Here is a 16,451-nt window from a genome sequence, read left to right on the forward strand (position 1 = left end):
TACGCATAACAACGACGAGACGGGCTTTAGAGCGCAATGGCAAGTATGGCTAATATTTAAATTAGCATGGGCAGATGTTAATCAACGATAGAACGTAAATCATGGGTTAATAAAGCACTTGGGCTTTGTCAATGGCTTGTTTTTTACCTAAAGTGTGTTAGCAAAACTAACGTAAATATAAAATTTATAGGGTGTAAGGCTATCTATTTATATCCTATTATTGATAGGTTTGGTACAAATATTAATGCGTCAGCATGCGATTCAGTTTTACTATCAGCAAGCTTTATTGGTAGTCATGCCAGCTTACTTTGTAAGAGCAGGCGACGGGCAGTGACGAGATTCAATATACTGATATTCAAAAGGCGTTGTGCTGCTGCAATCCATCCATCAAAGTCTAGCAATAATATCGCTGTTATAAATACCATTATATGAAATGGTGATATTCAGCAATTATTTGTTTAGGTAAAGCAATTGGTCACTCTTTATTTATCGTTCTTTCTGGTATAACGTCAATAATATCTTGGGTGTTTTACGGTTAGGTGTCGCGGCTCCGGTGATCAGCGGGGCGTACTTGGCAAACAGAATAAATGACCAAACTATCGGTGTGGTGCTGTATTCATATCTTTTTTATCGTTATCTGTTTGACCACCAATACGTAGGCAGCTATCGATATACTTCTCGATCCTAATGCTAAACAACCCATACTTGCTCAACTACACTTGCGTAAAGGACCGCCAGATAACCAGTCATTAAATCATGAATAATTATCAAATAAAGTCGTTGTCATGCAGGTTGTGAGTCAATGTAGTGTCATTATCGGTCAATAAACAGGCATTTAGCCAAACTTATCAACGCTGAATTTATGAACACAAAGGTATTTAGTGTCACTATTTATTCTATGGTACTGAGTAAAGTCAGTACGATACTTTCATTTTACAATTTATGGGGACATATCTATAAATATCTACAAGTGATATTTCTAAACAGATACTGCGCCCTAAAATCCGATTAAACATACAATGTTGGCAGGGTATACCGCTAATACCTTTTCACTAAAAGTTCGTAAAAATGGTAATGCACTATTTAGAACAACAACAATGATTATTGCTCCAGTCTCTGCTTAATTGTCGCTCAACATGCTAAACTATAGCAAATCTTTCTGTAAATACCTAACTAAAAATGACGAAGCCAAAAATGACTGACGACGCACCTACCCATGAAGCCCCTGCTATTTTTAATAGTAAAACACGCCCGCAAAGCGCTGATGATGAAATCAGCAACTTTGGTAAGGTAAATTATCTTGAAGTAACCCGCCATCAACACGATCAGCGCTTGGACAATTTCTTACTGAACCGTTTAAAAGGTTTGCCAAAACCGCATATCTATAAAATGATTCGCTCAGATGAGATTCGGGTCAATAATAAACGCTGCAAAGCGCATGATAGAGTACAGCGTGAAGACGTGGTACGTATCGCGCCAGTGGTACTTGCTACCCGCGAAAAACCAATTATCAGTGCCGAGTTTGCTAAAAGCTTGTTAGCGCGCGTAGTATATGAAGACGAAGGAATGCTAGTGCTGAATAAGCCTTCTGGCATCGCCGTTCACGGTGGTAGTGGTTTGGACTTTGGTGTTATCGAAGCCATGCGTGAAGTGACAGGTAAAAAATACCTAGAGCTGATACATCGCATTGATAAAGACACCTCAGGTCTATTGATGATTTCTAAAAAACGCTCAGCGCTAAAAGCGTTGCAACAGCATCTCGTCGATAAAACTATCCAAAAGCATTACTTATGTATCGCCAAAGGTCAGCCAGCATTAAATGAGCAACGCATTGATGCCTCATTGCTACGCTATACAGTTGCTAGTGGTGAACGCCGCGTCAAAGTAGATGCGCAAGATCCGCAATCTAAAGACAGCCAGACGGATATCGTCGTTCATGGTCGTTTTATGATTGCTGATCAGCCAGTTAGTTTAATTGAAGCCAAACCACTGACCGGTCGCACTCATCAAATCCGTGTGCATTTGGCTCATATTGGTCACGCTATCTTGGGTGATGATAAATATAATGTGCATGATAAATCAGGCGTCCATCGCCTGTGTCTGCATGCGTGGCGTTTAGACATTCCAGGCTATGAAACTATTACTGCACCGCTACCAGATGACATGGCAGATTGGTTGCCAGAGCAAGTTAAATTGCCTGAATAAGTCGCCAAATAAAATTTTTAAGCATTAACTTTAAACGTCACGAACGCTTATTTTTCTTAATAAGTCGCCGTGACGTTTTCGTATCTACCATTTATTATTGATATTCGTTAAGGTCTATTTATGAGCAATCAATCTGTCGCTAGTATCTCTAGCGCTTCCAAAGGAACTCAGTTATCAGCCAGTCATCGTTTAGCGGATAAGACGCTGATTATTTTTGATTGGGATGGGACGCTGATGGATTCCATTGGATTAATCGTTGAGTCAATGCATGTGGCAGGAGAGGCGCATGGTTTTCAGACGACCGATAAAGCAGTACAAGACATCATTGGGCTGAGCTTAATGAATGGCATTGAGATTTTGTATCCGCAAGCCAATGACACGCAAAAGCTTGCGATTCAGCAAAGCTACGCAGATCACTATATTGCCAATAGTCACAGTACGCCGCTTTTTGCGCCGATAGAAGGGATGTTGCAGACCCTACAAGCCCAAGGTAAAAGCCTCGCGGTTGCAACTGGTAAAAAGCGAAAGGGCTTAGACCGCGTATTAGATGCTTCAGAGAGCCACCATTATTTTGTGATGACCCGCTGTGCCGATGAGGCAGGCTCAAAACCTGACCCGCAGATGTTGACCGATATTTTGGATTATACGCAGCAGCAAATCGCCGATGCTGTTTTCATCGGTGACAGTATCTACGATATCCAAATGGCAACGAGACTGGGCATGACCAGTATTGCGGTGACTTATGGTACAGCTAGCAGTAGCGAACTTGCCGCACAGCAACCCACCTATCAGGTTGACACGCCACAAGCGTTGGCTGAGCTACTATGTGCTTAACTAAAAGCACTTAAATAAAAATCTTTTTAGATGCTAAAATTATAATAAAAAAAGGATTTATCGATAATAACGATAAACCCTTTTTACTTGGAGACGATAATGTTTATTTTCTTTATTTTTGAGCACTATCCTTCTGAGCACTATCCTTTTCAATAGCGCCTTTTTCGATGTTGTCTTTTTCAATTGCTTCTTCCAACTCAGCGCCTTCTAGTAACGCAAAAGAGGATTCAATGATTTTGTCTGCATCGAGCTGATACTCATACCAGTTGCCCATGACACCAGCCAGCTCATCAAGACCTTCTTTTCTTAGTGCTGAAAATAGCTGAATGCTACAGTTCAATCCCAGTTCTTTTAGTCTTTTACGAGTATTAAGTAACGCATTTTTAGATGCGCCATACTTTAGCTTATCTGCTTTGGTTAACAAGATATGCACCGGTAGTTCGCCATCATTTGCCCAACGTAGCATTTGCTCATCAAAGAATTTCAATGGATGACGAATATCAGTCATGAGCACCAAACCTGCAAGGCTTGAGCGCGCCACCAAGTATTCTTCTAGCTCAACCTGCCATTCTTTTTTCATCTCAAGCGGTACCGCTGCGTAGCCATAACCTGGCAAATCCACCAAACGTCTATCAGCATCACCAATACTAAAAAAGTTAATCATCTGCGTACGACCAGGCGTTTTAGATGAGCGTGCCAGTTGGCGTTGGTTGGTTAAGGCATTAATAGCAGAGGATTTACCTGCGTTTGAGCGTCCTGCAAAGGCAACTTCTAAGCCCATATCGGGTGGGCAGAGACGAAAAGTAGGCGCTGACATCATAAACTCAGTTTGCTGAATTTTTTGACGAGATTTAGTGTTGAACAATGCATGTTCGGCGGCGACATCAGTAAACGGGGTACTCATAAATGGCTCATTAATCTTTAAGAAATTGGATACGGTTATAAAATTTTAATCAACTGGTTGTCGAGAAGACAGTGCATTAGACAAAAAATCGTTACGAATTTATTCATCATAACTTTCAATGTTTATTGGTCATAAACACAGTCATTTCAAGTTATCGACTATTCTATACTATTACTTATCTTACTTATTGAAATAACTATGATTAGCATCACATAAATAACAGAATACCATTAAAATAAGCGCTCATTAGAGCAAGTTGCCGCTTTTATTCATGCGTTACCAAAGCCAAACTATATTTATCTATATTTATACGACATACATTGTTACAATGTTTAATAAGATATACTGAACGAACGATGTTTAATAGCAAGTTTGATTAAACGAGAGAAGCATCAAAAGGAGGTGTTCTATGGTTTCAATCAATGCACTTTTTAGCCAGACCTACCGAGTTTTAATAGGTAGCGGAGCGGTATTACTGCTCAGTAGTGCCATCATGACTAGCGCTAATGCTGCTGATATTGCAGCCACCTATGATAACTCATGTGCTGCCTGTCACGATAGTGGTGCGCTGAACGCCATCAAAAAAGGTGATAGTGCCAAATGGCAACAGCTTATCAAACAAAAAAGCATGCCGACACTTATCAATTCCGTTAAAAGTGGTATGACGCAGATGCCTGCTGGTGGTCTTTGTAACAGTTGTAGCGACGATGATTATCGTAAGCTGATTGAGTACATGAGTAAGTGAGACGCTGACCGATAAAGCAACACAATACGACATACTATAAAACAACTTAAAAAAGCGCTGGGTTTTTTAGCCTGTAAGCGCTTTTTGTTTTTTGTTGGCATACTTGTCTATGTGTTAGAAAAACTGATGGATGTGACGATTAAGTAGGCAAATGCTACAAAGTCTTGCTATAATAATCGAAAATAAACCCTGATGTTAGTAAGTACTTTCAGACTGCTTGTGGCCAAGACCTTAAAACATATACCTACCTAACCAATAGTAGGGTGGTTTATATGAGGTATCTTATCAGTGCAATCACTCTAAATAATGCTTACGCCGAGCTAGTAGGATTTGTATCAATGAAAAAGTTAATCGCTGCTGCCAGCTTATGCGTTGCAAGTTTCAGCGTACAAGCTGCTATTATTGTTCCTGAGTACGACGTCAATGCTGGTAAGCAAATTGCAGAAACGGTTTGTGCTGCTTGTCATGGTGTTGATGGTGTGAGTGTTGTCCCTGCGCAGCCTAATTTGGGTGGCCAAAACGTAAAATACCTTTACAAACAGTTGGTCAACTTTAAAGCAGGTTATCGCAAGAACGGTATTATGCAATCACAAGTTGCAAATTTATCGCAGCAAGATTTAGCCAACGTGGCTGGTTATTATGCTAGCCAAGCGCCTTGGGGTGTTGGATTTGGTAATCCTGCGACCAACCAAGAAGCCACTAAGCTATTCTTAGGTGGTGATAAGTCACGCGGTGTCATCGGTTGTGCAGGCTGTCATGGTCCAGATGCTGCTGGTAATACTTGGGCGGCATTTCCACGCTTAGGTGGTCAGCATGCACAGTACATCGCAACTCAGCTAAAACTTTTCCGTGCGGCTGGCCGTGTTGATGATGTTGACAGTGATGAGCAAAAACGTGTCAATGATGCTGCGAAAGAAGGCGATATGGGCATGATGCAGACAGTCGCATCGAAACTATCGGATCGTGATATTCGTATCTTGTCAGACTATATCAGTGCTGTTCACTAATTGATTGATATCAGCTACGAGTGGCTAATGCACGTTACCTCGCTGAAATTAATAAGCACTTGACCATATATCCGCCATTGTTTCATTATTAAACCCCGATTTCGGGGTTTTTTTATAACTGTTCATCCCTTATATTATAGAGACCTTATAGTCATTCCATTATAAAAGAGTCGCTGCATTAATCTCGCTTGAAGTATTGAATATATATTTGCTTCTGGTTACCTTGTGCTTCTTTTAAATTGAATTGACTATATAAAATAAAACTGCTTACAGAGGCCTATCGTTGCTCTGTATCATGATAAATTATCGTTATTCACCTTATACCAAACCCACAGAGTATGATTGGCGGTGTCAAACTTGTTTCGTCTACAATGCGTAGTACTGACCCTCGTTTTCCCAGCTATTCTCATTTTTGTGAAAGGTATTAGATCGTTTGGATTTAGATTATGATGATCCGTTATGCTTCTTATTTTATCGCGGCACTGCTACCGCTACTGCTGTTTCGTTGGTTTGCACCAACATCCATTGGTGAGATTGACTTTTGGTTACTCTGGCTATTGGCTATGGTATTGGTATCCTTGCCCGTCGTTTATGCGGAAATTGCTTTAGCCTATCGTAGTGTCGAGGCGCCATTAGCAGGGATGCAAAAGCTTACTCGCGAAGCAGATGCCAGCCCAATATGGCGTAGTTTTGGGTGGCTCGCCGCGCTGGTCTCTATTATGATTGCGGCGTTAGTGATCTCAGGCGCGAGCACAGGTATTTTGGCGGCATTGACGGAGCTTAATAGCGCTCCTGCTATACCAGATTTTGCGATCGCTGCTGGCCTGATGGTCATTGCTGTGTTACTCAGTTTATTAGGCGTTGCACCGTTACCGATTGGCCTGGGATTAATGGTGATAGGTTTGTTGCTGGGCGTGGCAAATGGCCTACCCAATATTGACTTTGCGATGACTGATATTAGCTTAAATGAATGGGCGCGTGCAGTCGCGTTAGCGTTGGTTAGTGTGGGTGCAGGCACAGGCTTATACTGGTTTGGTCAAAACTTGGTAACGAACCAAGTGGCAACAGCAGTAGATACGGACAATATCAATGCGCAAAAACCTGCTCGCAGCCGTGCAACGAGTGAGTATCGGGCAACCAAATTGGTACTCCCGATTTGGATATTGCAATTGATCGTTGGGGTTGTGGCGTTATCTATTAGTGGCATGGCATTGCCACCGATTGGACAGCTATCATATTGGATAGGGGTGTTATTTGTCGCCAGCTATTTGCTGCATTATAGTACCCAGCAATTAGCACACAAGTTTGGATTACTGGTCAGTTTGGTATTAACCTTTGTCTTGGCGCTTTTGTTAGTCGTTATCATACCAACTGTTTGGCTGGTTGGACTTTTAGTGATTATTAGCAGCATAGCAGTATTATTGCTGTCTATCTTTGCGGGTTGGCAGATGAAAATTAGTCATCTGCGTAAGTCATTAAATTTTGGTAATGAAGCGTTTTATAACTTATGGCGAATAGCGATTCGTTTGATTGTGCCACTAGCACTGTTATTGGCACTGATAGGTTGGGTGATGCAGTGGTTGAGTTAACCGCTAATGGCGTTCAATCTGATAATAATTGTGCGCCGTCATCTGAGCAGACCATGCTAATGACTGTTTATTTGGCATACGCTGAAGATGCAAAATGTCAGCATTATTTAACCCTACAAGTTAATGATGAAACAAGTTTATATGAGGCATTGAGGCAGGCAGGATGGTTGGTGAAATTTCCAGCGTTAGCACGTTGGTGTGAGCAAGTGGCAGATATTGCAACGCCAACGGCAAAGCGTTGGCATGTGGGTATCTATGCACAAAAACAGCCGCTCAGCTATCGCTTGCAGCCTTTTGATCGTATCGAAGTATATCGCAGCTTAAGCGCTGATCCCATGTCTCAGCGCAAAAATAAATCTCGAGTTTAAGCGATGTTGCGCCATCTATCATCGAAGCCAGTTGCCGTTCTTGATTATGAGGCAGGCAGGCTTTCGATACCTTCAATACGATTGACCAAACCATTATTATCAAAGTAGATAATTAAGTGCTGACTGGCATTTTTGACATCAGCAATACCTTTGCGGCTACCTTCTGTCCCTGCTTTGTAATCGTAAATATAATCCCAACGCTTAGGTTCTAAGGTGTCTCTAATAGCTGGGCTACCAAGGATATAAAGGACTTGGTTTTGATTCATACCCACTTGCAGTTTTTGCGCTTGCGCTTGAGTGATGGCAGTGCCTTGTGGCAAATCAATCTTATAAACACTCAATAATGAGCAGCCAGACATAGCGACAGTAGCGCTAAGCATACTGGTTATGACAATCTTGCGTAATACGCTTGTAGGGCTTAACGGACGAAAAGTTAATGTCTTTATCATGGTAAGATGACTCATAAGAAATGAATTAGGCGCCGCCAGAGGTTGTTAATGCGAGTCTGGCCGACAATCTTGGACAAATGATACGTCATTTACTTGCAATTTCCTACCACTTACGACATTATTTACCAAATGCTACCTGAGTCATTTTATTATTTATATTTTAAATTCATAGACTTGCGTTAGGATTATTATAGAAAATAACAGGCTTGGAAATCAGGCCAAATCAGCCAGTCTGCTGTTATTAAAATGTTTCATATACTATAAAAAATAATCGTTAACGATTATTCATCTCATATTTTTGGTTCTTTATTTACTAAGACTGTCACAGTCAGAAGGGATATTATGGCTTCTTTTACCAATCAAGATTTACGTAAAGCAGGATTAAAAGTCACTTTACCTCGCATCAAGATTTTAGAGCTACTGGAGAGTGCAGAGTTGCATCATATGAGTGCTGAGGAGGTTTATAAGGCACTGATAGAGCAAGGTGAGGATGTGGGTTTAGCGACTGTCTACCGAGTGCTGACACAGTTTGAACAAGCTGGTATCGTCGAGCGTCATAACTTCGAAAATAATTTATCGGTGTTTGAGATTACCCAAGAAGGCCATCATGACCATTTGGTTTGTGATGTTTGTGGCAAGATTATAGAGTTTCATAACGAAGTCATCGAAGAAGAGCAACTTAAAGTCGCAGAAAAGCACGGATTTAAGTTATCAGGTCATTCATTGGTGCTATACGGTATTTGTAATGACCAAGAGTGTCGGGATAGCATCAAGTAATTTTTAATTGGTGAGCATGATCTACCTTTGATATCGTTTTTATTGCGTTATCGCTATGTATAAAATAGGAAAAGCCCTCATAATAATATGAGGGCTTTCTTATAAGTTTTTATGGTAAAAACGAATAACAACGCTCAAAAGCCACGCTTAACTGATATCTAATGATAAGTTATCCGCACCTTCATCCAGATTGGCGGTGCCATTCTTACTACTGAGTTTGATTTTTAGGCGTAAATCATTAGGAGAGTCAGCATGAAGAATCGCTTCTTTATATGTGATTTCTCCTTGCTCATATAAGTCAAAAAGTGCCTGATCAAAGGTTTGCATGCCGCTATCCCGCGATCGTGTCATGACATCTTTGATTTCATGAACCTCGCCTTTACGGATATAGTCACTAATCAGCTGTGAGTTCAATAAAATCTCAATAGCCGCACGGCGTCCTTTACCATCAGGAGTTGGGATGAGCTGCTGCGCGATAATGGCTTGCAAGTTGAGCGATAAATCCATAAATAACTGATTGTGGCGACTGGTTTCAAAAAAGTGAATGATACGGTCAATCGCTTGGTTGGCGTTGTTGGCGTGTAAGGTTGCAAACACCAAATGCCCTGTCTCAGCGTACTGGATCGCGTAGCTCATGACTTCACGGTTACGAATCTCACCAATCAAAATAACATCAGGTGCTTGGCGTAACGTGTTTTTTAGCCCTGCCTCAAATGAATGGGTATCGATACCAACTTCACGCTGGGTAATAATACAACCACGATGTTTGTGGACAAACTCGATAGGATCTTCGATGGTAATGATGTGACCATGCGAGTTTTGATTACGGTGTCCGATCATAGAAGCAAGGGTCGTTGATTTACCTGTACCTGTTGCACCCACTAGCAGAATGATACCGCGTTTTTTCATTGCCAGCTCTTTTAACGCGGGCGGCAAACGCAGCTCTTCGACAGTCGGAATTTTATTCTCAATTTTCCGTAAAATCATCCCTGCCATATCACGCTGTATAAAGGCACTGACCCGAAAACGTGCTTGCTGTGCTTCATCAGCAATGGCAAATTGGCACTCGTTGGTCTCTTCAAACTCTTTTTGCTGGTTTGGTGTCATGACGCCTTTGACCAATCGCATGGTTTGCTCAGCGGTTAAAGGCGTTTTACCGACAGGCAAAATTTTGCCATTCACTTTCATGGACGGCGCTACATCAGCGGTAATAAAAAGGTCCGAGCCATTTTTATTGATCATTAACTGCAATAGTTTATCAATGTCCATATCGTACCTGCATTCGATGTAAATCGATTAAAAAAGTATTTAAAATCATGTTTCAAAAATCGCTAATAATAACCATTAGAATAAAAGTAAGGCATATCATGGCTCATGAGTGCTTGTATTATTGACTCACACATCAATCGTCAATCATTATAAGCCAGTAACGCACGATGAATAATATTACAAGAATGCCTCAGGCTGTTTGGCATAAGGACGGGCTACGTCTTTACTAATGGTGCCTTTTGCTACTAGGTTTTTGAGCGTTTGATCCAGCGTAATCATACCTTCACCTGCACCTGTTTGGATAGCAGAGTACATTTGAGCGATTTTATTCTCACGTATCAAGTTACGGATAGCGGGTGTGCCGAGCATGATTTCATGTGCTGCTACACGTCCGCCTGCTTGACGACGCAAAAGCGTTTGTGAAATAACGGCTTGTAGTGACTCTGATAGCATCGCCCGAATCATGTCTTTTTCTGCTGCGGGGAATACATCAATGACACGGTCAATGGTTTTAGCGGCTGAACTGGTGTGTAGAGTGCCGAATACTAAGTGACCAGTCTCTGCTGCTGTCAATGCCAAGCGAATGGTCTCAAGGTCACGTAGCTCACCGACCAAAATCACATCGGGATCCTCACGTAGCGCAGAGCGCAAGGCAGGCTCGAAACCCAAGGTATCGCGGTGCACCTCACGTTGGTTAATCAGGCTTTTCTTGGAGTCGTGGACAAATTCGATCGGATCTTCAATGGTTAAAATATGCTCTTTACGGCTCTCGTTAATATAGTCAATCATGGCAGCCAGCGTTGTGGACTTACCAGAACCTGTCGGACCCGTGACCAATACCACGCCACGTTTAAAGTCTGACACGCGCTTGAATACATCACCCATACCGAGGTCTTCCATTGTCAAAACTTTGGACGGAATGGTACGAAAGACAGCGCCTGCCCCACGGTTTTGATTGAATGCGTTTACCCGAAAACGTGCTAGATTGGGAATCTCAAAAGAGAAATCCGTCTCATAAAATTCTTCAAAGTCAGCGCGCTGCTTATCGTTCATGATGTCATAAATAAGCTGATGCACAACTTGATGAGTCATCTCTGGCATATTAATACGGGTCATTTCACCATCAACACGTATCATTGCTGGCATACCGGCTGAAATATGTAAATCTGATGCTTTATGCTTAACCGTAAAGCGCAGCAAGTCTTCGATGCTTAAATTATTTTTTTCAGCCATAATCGGATATTCCTATCAATCAATAAGGGTAGGACAAAAGAGCAAAAAAGGGGAGTGATTATCAATCGATAAACGATCTGATTAAAGTCGGTCACGTTAATAAAGGAATAGCGATGGTCTTTACCATTACTATTATATTCAGTAGCATATGTTAAACCATGTAACAATATAATAACAAGACTACCGACAATTAACCATCTACTACACCAATAAAATGTAAAATTAGTCATTATGAGTGTCGATTTATAGATTGATGCTTGTTGAGTTTTTTATATTAAAAGATATTTATAAAAAGTTTAACCATGATTAATAAAAGTTAATTATATAAGTCATTAAAAATAGAAGTCATTAAAAGTGACTGATTAAAAAATGGATTAAATTATTCTCGTGAGTAATATATGAAAGAAATAGAAAATAACATTGATAGCCAAAATCTTATTGCGAGCTGGCAGCAAGTGAGCAAGCAAATGACTCAAGCGTGTGAGCATGCGGCACGACAAGTAGATAGTGTGACGTTGCTGGCAGTTTCTAAGACCAAACCAGCTGATATGATTGCTACTTTGGCTAAGAAAGGACAGCAGCACTTTGGTGAAAATTATCTGCAAGAAGCCATCGAAAAAATCGATACGCTAAAACGACAGCCAGAAACTAAAGGCATTATTTGGCATTATATTGGTAGTATCCAGCGCAATAAGACCCGCGATATTGCTGAGCATTTCGATTGGGTACAAACGGTTGAGCGTGACATTATTGCTCAGCGTCTAAACGATCAGCGCCCAGCTGAGCTGCCCGCACTGAATGTATTGATTCAGTTGAATATCGATAACGAAGAAAGCAAATCAGGCTGCCTGCCAGCACAGCTGCCTGATTTGATAACTGCTATCAAGGGGTATGACAGGTTACAGCTGCGTGGTTTGATGATTATTCCTGCTAAGGAAGGTACGGACGCTTTTACCCGTACCAAGCAGTTATTTGATGAGATTAAAGAGACTTATGCAGAGCTAAATGCTTGGGATACACTAAGCATGGGCATGAGCGGTGATATGACAGAGGCGATAGCCAGTGGTTCGACAATGGTGCGCGTTGGTAGCGCCATATTTGGCGCACGAGCTTAAATTTTTATTTATCAGACAGTCTCATCCATTCTGGTCACCAGCATCTGAGTGATTTTGAGATTGTCCGTTGCGATAATCTCAAATCGATAATTGGCATACTCGATAGTATCGGTTTTCTTTGGAATCTTGCGTAGCATGTACATCATAAAGCCACTAATGGTTTCATAGTTCTGACTGCGTGGTAGATTAACGATATCTAAAGCGCGTACGACGTCTTCGATAGGAGTCATGCCATCGATTAGCCACGAGTTGTCAGTACGTTGAACAATGGGTTGCTCCTCCAAGGTGACAAGCTCGCCCATGACGATACTCATCACATCTTTAAGCGTGATGACACCCACTACCAATCCATACTCATTCACGATGACGGCAAAGTCAGCGCCTGTAGATTTAAACATCTCTAATACTTCAAACAAGGACAAGGTATCAGGAACGAAGAGTGCAGGTTTTAGTAGGGCTTTGTCTGTTAAGCTGACCTCTTGCTGGTTAAGAACCAATGCCAAAAAGCTGCGCGACTCTACATAACCAATAATGTGCTCTAGATCATCTTCCTGACAGACCAAAAACTTGTTATGTGGTTGTTCAATCATCACTTCAACGACTTTTTCAGTGCTCGTTTTGGTATCGAAATAAACAATGTTTTCACGTGGATTCATCACCGACGTTACGGTGCGCTCTTGCATGTCAAAGATATTTTCTATCAGATGATGTTCTTGTTTTTTGAGCACACCAGCTTCAGCACCTGCATCCATGACGGCATAAATATCTTCTGGCGTCATATCGTCTTGCCGTATGGTTGAAATACCCAGTAATTCAAAGATGACATTTGCTGCACCATCAAATATCCAAATCACGGGTTTGAATATAAAAATTAATAGCATCATTGGTCGTACGAGACGTACAGCGATAGCTTCAGTGTTTGACATCGCCAATCGTCTGGGCATCAAATCAGCGAGCAGAGAAAACAAACTGGTGATCAGCACAAATGATATGACGGATGACACTGCTTCATTCTTCACCAAAAGCTCTAGATAAGGGCTAATAGCTGACTCACCTACCGCACCAGCTGAGATAGCGACGGCATTCAAAACCACTTGTACGACAGTAATAAAACTGCCAGGGTGCTCTTGCATTTTAAGGACGTCAGATGCGCGGACATCCCCTTCTTTTGCCATGATTTGTAGCTTAATTTTGCGACCAGCAGCGATGGCTATTTCGGCAGCGGATACAAAGGCACTGAGTGCAAGCAATAAAAGAAGAAAGATACTAGCGGTTAGCAAACTCATGACATACTCGGTAAAAAAATATAGGGATTAAAATAATTGAAGTTAAAGAAGAGGTTAGAAGTACAAAAAGAAAGCGTTATTTATAACAGCTTGGCATTAAAAATCGGTTTATAGAAACTAAAAAAGCTGGGTAAGCACCCAGCTAATCGTCAAGAAATTTGATTTTTTATAAAAGTATTAAATTAGCCATGTTGCTCGCGTTCTACATAATAAAAGTAGGGCAAGCAATAATGGTTAATCTAATTTAGCCTTTTACTGACCATTTATTCACTAATGGATAACGACGTTCACGTCCAAAGGCTTTATGGCTAATTTTGGTACCGATTGGCGCTTGTAAACGCTTATATTCGCTATTGTCTACCATCTGGATGACTTTTGCGACCAGTTCAGCGTCAAACCCTTTATTAATGATGTCTTGATAGCCCATGTCTTCATCGATGTATGACATTAAGATGCCATCTAATACATCATAGTCAGGCAAGCTGTCTTGGTCTTTTTGGTCTGGGCGTAACTCAGCAGATGGCGGGCGAGTGATGACACGCTCAGGGATGACTGGGGTGTCTTCCAAGCGGTTGCGATAACTGGCCAATTTATAAACCTGTGACTTATAAACGTCTTTTAACACATCAAAGCCGCCTGCCATATCACCATATAATGTTGAATAGCCAACCGCCAACTCAGACTTATTACCGGTGGTGATGACCAAGTGCCCAAACTTATTGGACAGCGCCATCAGTACCACACCGCGCGCACGCGCTTGGATATTTTCTTCAGTGGTGTCTGCTGGCGATTTGTTAAATAGTGGCGCTAAGGTATGACGGATGCCTTCAACCGCATCAAAAATAGGACAAACCGTATAAGAAACATTTAAGCGGCGAGCCTGTGCTTGAGCATCTTCTAGACTAATCTGAGAAGTATATTCATAAGGCATCATCACCGCATATACCTTGTCAGCACCCAAAGCATCAACAGCGATACATAGTGTTAAGGCAGAATCAATACCACCTGATAGCCCAAGGATAATACCAGTGAATCCTGAATGGTTGACATAATCACGCAGGCCAACGACCAGTGCTTGATACATCTCTGACTCACGGCTCAGTGTTAATGGCGCTTTAGTTTGACTATTAAACTTGGCAGTTTTGACGTCTAAAGTGGCAAGAAGTAACTGATTCATAAAACGTGGTGCTTCGTGCGCAACGCTACCATCAGCTTGCACCGCCATAGAACCACCGTCAAATACCAAGTCGTCTTGACCGCCAACGGCGTTGACATAGACGATAGGCAAATTATTCTCACGGCTACGCTTGGCCAGCATCGTTTTACGATTGTCTTGTTTTTCGATCTCAAAAGGTGAGGCGTTCAAGCTAATAATCAGATCAGCACCTTGCTTTTTAAGCTCGGCAATAGGGCCTTTTTCCCACAAGTCTTCACAGATGAGCAGACCGATTGTGATGCCTTTATAGTCAAATAAAACTTGGTTACGACCTTTATCAAAATAACGACGCTCATCAAATACGCCATAATTTGGCAAGATTTGCTTATGATAAAAGCCTTTTTGATGACCATTATGCAAGATAGCAGCAGAGTTGAAAGTACCATGATGGTCGACATGTGGATAACCGACAATCATCACGATGTCATCGATATCACTTAAAGTAGACAAGGCGCTTTTGATGCGACCAGATAAGCTTGGGCGTAGTAATAAATCTTGCGGTGGGTAACCTAATAAAGCAAGTTCTGGGAAAATAATGACATCCGCACCTTGCTCGCGAGCTTGCAATGCGAGTGCACGCATTTTTTCAGCATTGGCAGTGATATCACCAACCAAAAAATGCGACTGAGCCAATGCAAAAGTAACGGTTTCTTGGGTTTTATTGGTCTTACTGGCCTCAGTTGAGGGAGTTATATTGGGATTATCATTGTCTTTTGACATTGTTATTGTTCCTATCGATATATGGTTTAAAATTTGTTGGGTCATTGTTGATTTAAAATAAAATCAAAGTAAATCCGAAATTCACTCAAAATAGCACTCTGTCATATCGAATTCTAATAGTGAACGGATATGATGAGCTTGCTTACGCACAGCATCCAACATTGTAACGCCCCTCTACAGGTTTGATCTTATGATAGTCTATAGAAGGACGATAAAAGAGGGCTGTAGCGTATCGTCTGAAAAATGTTATATATGTAGAATGATCCAAATAAATAAGAACAAACGAATTTAATGCTATTAAAAAGCTTAAAATAATTGCTTTAGTATAGCATCAATTATCGTTGCAAATAGAACGCGCCAGTGAATTACCTTTCAATAGGTCAGTTTACAGTATGAATGTAAAATATCCTTTTAGTGCCTTGTTTTTACATGTTAAATCTATGTGTCAACTTCTATCTATTAATGTCATCATCTAGTAAGCTTGCACAGAGAAAGTTGTAAGTAAAGATTACAACATATCGTTATATCATTATCGTATTTTGCGGCATAATAAGCCGTGATAATCGCTTGATATTTATCTTGCGTTAGTCAAAACTATCGTCCGTAAGTATGTTACGGTATGCTACGATTTGATGCTCTCAAAGCAGGTTTACTGGTACGGATTGTTTACACCCCTCGCTAATGAATACCGCTAATGGACAGGGTCTTTTTATGGGCACCGTCTGTGAGTTGAT

14 protein-coding genes are annotated in these 16,451 nt (G+C 41.3%); 8 read left to right on the plus strand and 6 right to left on the minus strand.

Annotated elements, in window-relative coordinates:
* The first annotated feature begins 1,194 nt into the window (after nucleotides 1-1,194).
* Nucleotides 1,195-2,205, plus strand: a complete 1,011-nt coding sequence (locus JFC08_RS02490) for an RluA family pseudouridine synthase (protein ID WP_060490360.1) — start codon at nucleotides 1,195-1,197, stop codon at nucleotides 2,203-2,205.
* Nucleotides 2,206-2,325: 120 nt separating this feature from the next.
* Complete coding sequence (locus JFC08_RS02495) at nucleotides 2,326-3,039, plus strand: HAD family hydrolase (RefSeq protein WP_198329593.1); 714 nt, start codon at nucleotides 2,326-2,328, stop codon at nucleotides 3,037-3,039.
* Between the two features lie 112 nt (nucleotides 3,040-3,151).
* Here the strand turns inward: JFC08_RS02495 and yihA are convergent, their stop codons facing one another.
* Nucleotides 3,152-3,943, minus strand: a complete 792-nt coding sequence (gene yihA / locus JFC08_RS02500) for a ribosome biogenesis GTP-binding protein YihA/YsxC (protein WP_198329594.1) — start codon at nucleotides 3,941-3,943, stop codon at nucleotides 3,152-3,154.
* Nucleotides 3,944-4,352: 409 nt separating this feature from the next.
* Here yihA and JFC08_RS02505 point away from each other — a divergent pair, with 409 nt between their 5' ends.
* The 4 genes from JFC08_RS02505 (at nucleotide 4,353) to JFC08_RS02520 (ending at nucleotide 7,652) form a co-directional block, all read left to right on the plus strand.
* Nucleotides 4,353-4,688 (plus strand): c-type cytochrome, encoded by a 336-nt coding sequence (locus JFC08_RS02505; protein ID WP_198329595.1) that lies wholly within the window; start codon nucleotides 4,353-4,355, stop codon nucleotides 4,686-4,688.
* A 338-nt stretch (nucleotides 4,689-5,026) separates the two neighbouring features.
* Nucleotides 5,027-5,695 (plus strand): c-type cytochrome, encoded by a 669-nt coding sequence (locus JFC08_RS02510; protein WP_045443487.1) that lies wholly within the window; start codon nucleotides 5,027-5,029, stop codon nucleotides 5,693-5,695.
* Nucleotides 5,696-6,141: 446 nt separating this feature from the next.
* Nucleotides 6,142-7,284 (plus strand): hypothetical protein, encoded by a 1,143-nt coding sequence (locus tag JFC08_RS02515; RefSeq protein WP_198329596.1) that lies wholly within the window; start codon nucleotides 6,142-6,144, stop codon nucleotides 7,282-7,284.
* Nucleotides 7,272-7,652, plus strand: a complete 381-nt coding sequence (locus JFC08_RS02520; protein WP_045455380.1) for an RnfH family protein — start codon at nucleotides 7,272-7,274, stop codon at nucleotides 7,650-7,652. The genes JFC08_RS02515 and JFC08_RS02520 overlap by 13 nt, the downstream gene beginning before the upstream one ends.
* Nucleotides 7,653-7,696: 44 nt before the next feature.
* Here the strand turns inward: JFC08_RS02520 and JFC08_RS02525 are convergent, their stop codons facing one another.
* Nucleotides 7,697-8,116, minus strand: a complete 420-nt coding sequence (locus JFC08_RS02525; RefSeq protein ID WP_045443819.1) for an outer membrane protein assembly factor BamE — start codon at nucleotides 8,114-8,116, stop codon at nucleotides 7,697-7,699.
* Nucleotides 8,117-8,443: 327 nt separating this feature from the next.
* On the opposite strand from JFC08_RS02525, the gene fur reads away from it, so the two are divergent.
* A complete protein-coding gene (gene fur, locus JFC08_RS02530) occupies nucleotides 8,444-8,878 on the plus strand; it encodes a ferric iron uptake transcriptional regulator (protein ID WP_045443492.1) in 435 nt (144 codons plus the stop codon).
* 147 nt (nucleotides 8,879-9,025) lie between these two features.
* Here the strand turns inward: fur and JFC08_RS02535 are convergent, their stop codons facing one another.
* Nucleotides 9,026-10,147 carry a PilT/PilU family type 4a pilus ATPase gene (locus JFC08_RS02535; protein WP_055123483.1) on the minus strand — a complete coding sequence of 374 codons (1,122 nt, stop codon included), beginning with the start codon at nucleotides 10,145-10,147 and terminating at the stop codon, nucleotides 9,026-9,028.
* A 177-nt stretch (nucleotides 10,148-10,324) separates the two neighbouring features.
* Nucleotides 10,325-11,380, minus strand: coding sequence for a type IV pilus twitching motility protein PilT (locus JFC08_RS02540; RefSeq protein WP_045443495.1), 1,056 nt, complete (start codon nucleotides 11,378-11,380; stop codon nucleotides 10,325-10,327).
* A 398-nt stretch (nucleotides 11,381-11,778) separates the two neighbouring features.
* On the opposite strand from JFC08_RS02540, the gene JFC08_RS02545 reads away from it, so the two are divergent.
* Complete coding sequence (locus JFC08_RS02545) at nucleotides 11,779-12,495, plus strand: YggS family pyridoxal phosphate-dependent enzyme (protein WP_198329597.1); 717 nt, start codon at nucleotides 11,779-11,781, stop codon at nucleotides 12,493-12,495.
* Nucleotides 12,496-12,506: 11 nt separating this feature from the next.
* Here the strand turns inward: JFC08_RS02545 and paeA are convergent, their stop codons facing one another.
* On the minus strand, nucleotides 12,507-13,781 hold the full coding sequence (paeA, locus tag JFC08_RS02550) for a polyamine export protein PaeA (protein WP_198329598.1): 1,275 nt from the start codon (nucleotides 13,779-13,781) through the stop codon (nucleotides 12,507-12,509).
* Between the two features lie 244 nt (nucleotides 13,782-14,025).
* A complete protein-coding gene (locus tag JFC08_RS02555) occupies nucleotides 14,026-15,717 on the minus strand; it encodes an NAD+ synthase (protein ID WP_045455343.1) in 1,692 nt (563 codons plus the stop codon).
* Nucleotides 15,718-16,451 lie beyond the last annotated feature (734 nt).

This window comes from Psychrobacter cibarius, assembly GCF_016107535.1.
GTDB classification, from domain to species: domain Bacteria; phylum Pseudomonadota; class Gammaproteobacteria; order Pseudomonadales; family Moraxellaceae; genus Psychrobacter; species Psychrobacter cibarius.

Bases quoted from the DNA above. Each gene is read 5' to 3' on its own strand.
- JFC08_RS02540 (WP_045443495.1), bottom strand. From the start codon at position 11,380: ATGGCTGAAAAAAATAATTTAAGCATCGAAGACTTGCTGCGCTTTACG.
- JFC08_RS02535 (WP_055123483.1), bottom strand. From the start codon at position 10,147: ATGGACATTGATAAACTATTGCAGTTAATGATCAATAAAAATGGCTCG.
- paeA (WP_198329598.1), bottom strand. From the start codon at position 13,781: ATGAGTTTGCTAACCGCTAGTATCTTTCTTCTTTTATTGCTTGCACTC.
- JFC08_RS02495 (WP_198329593.1), top strand. From the start codon at position 2,326: ATGAGCAATCAATCTGTCGCTAGTATCTCTAGCGCTTCCAAAGGAACT.
- yihA (WP_198329594.1), bottom strand. From the start codon at position 3,943: ATGAGTACCCCGTTTACTGATGTCGCCGCCGAACATGCATTGTTCAAC.
- JFC08_RS02490 (WP_060490360.1), top strand. From the start codon at position 1,195: ATGACTGACGACGCACCTACCCATGAAGCCCCTGCTATTTTTAATAGT.
- JFC08_RS02555 (WP_045455343.1), bottom strand. From the start codon at position 15,717: ATGTCAAAAGACAATGATAATCCCAATATAACTCCCTCAACTGAGGCC.
- JFC08_RS02515 (WP_198329596.1), top strand. From the start codon at position 6,142: ATGATGATCCGTTATGCTTCTTATTTTATCGCGGCACTGCTACCGCTA.
- JFC08_RS02545 (WP_198329597.1), top strand. From the start codon at position 11,779: ATGAAAGAAATAGAAAATAACATTGATAGCCAAAATCTTATTGCGAGC.
- JFC08_RS02510 (WP_045443487.1), top strand. From the start codon at position 5,027: ATGAAAAAGTTAATCGCTGCTGCCAGCTTATGCGTTGCAAGTTTCAGC.
- fur (WP_045443492.1), top strand. From the start codon at position 8,444: ATGGCTTCTTTTACCAATCAAGATTTACGTAAAGCAGGATTAAAAGTC.
- JFC08_RS02505 (WP_198329595.1), top strand. From the start codon at position 4,353: ATGGTTTCAATCAATGCACTTTTTAGCCAGACCTACCGAGTTTTAATA.
- JFC08_RS02525 (WP_045443819.1), bottom strand. From the start codon at position 8,116: ATGAGTCATCTTACCATGATAAAGACATTAACTTTTCGTCCGTTAAGC.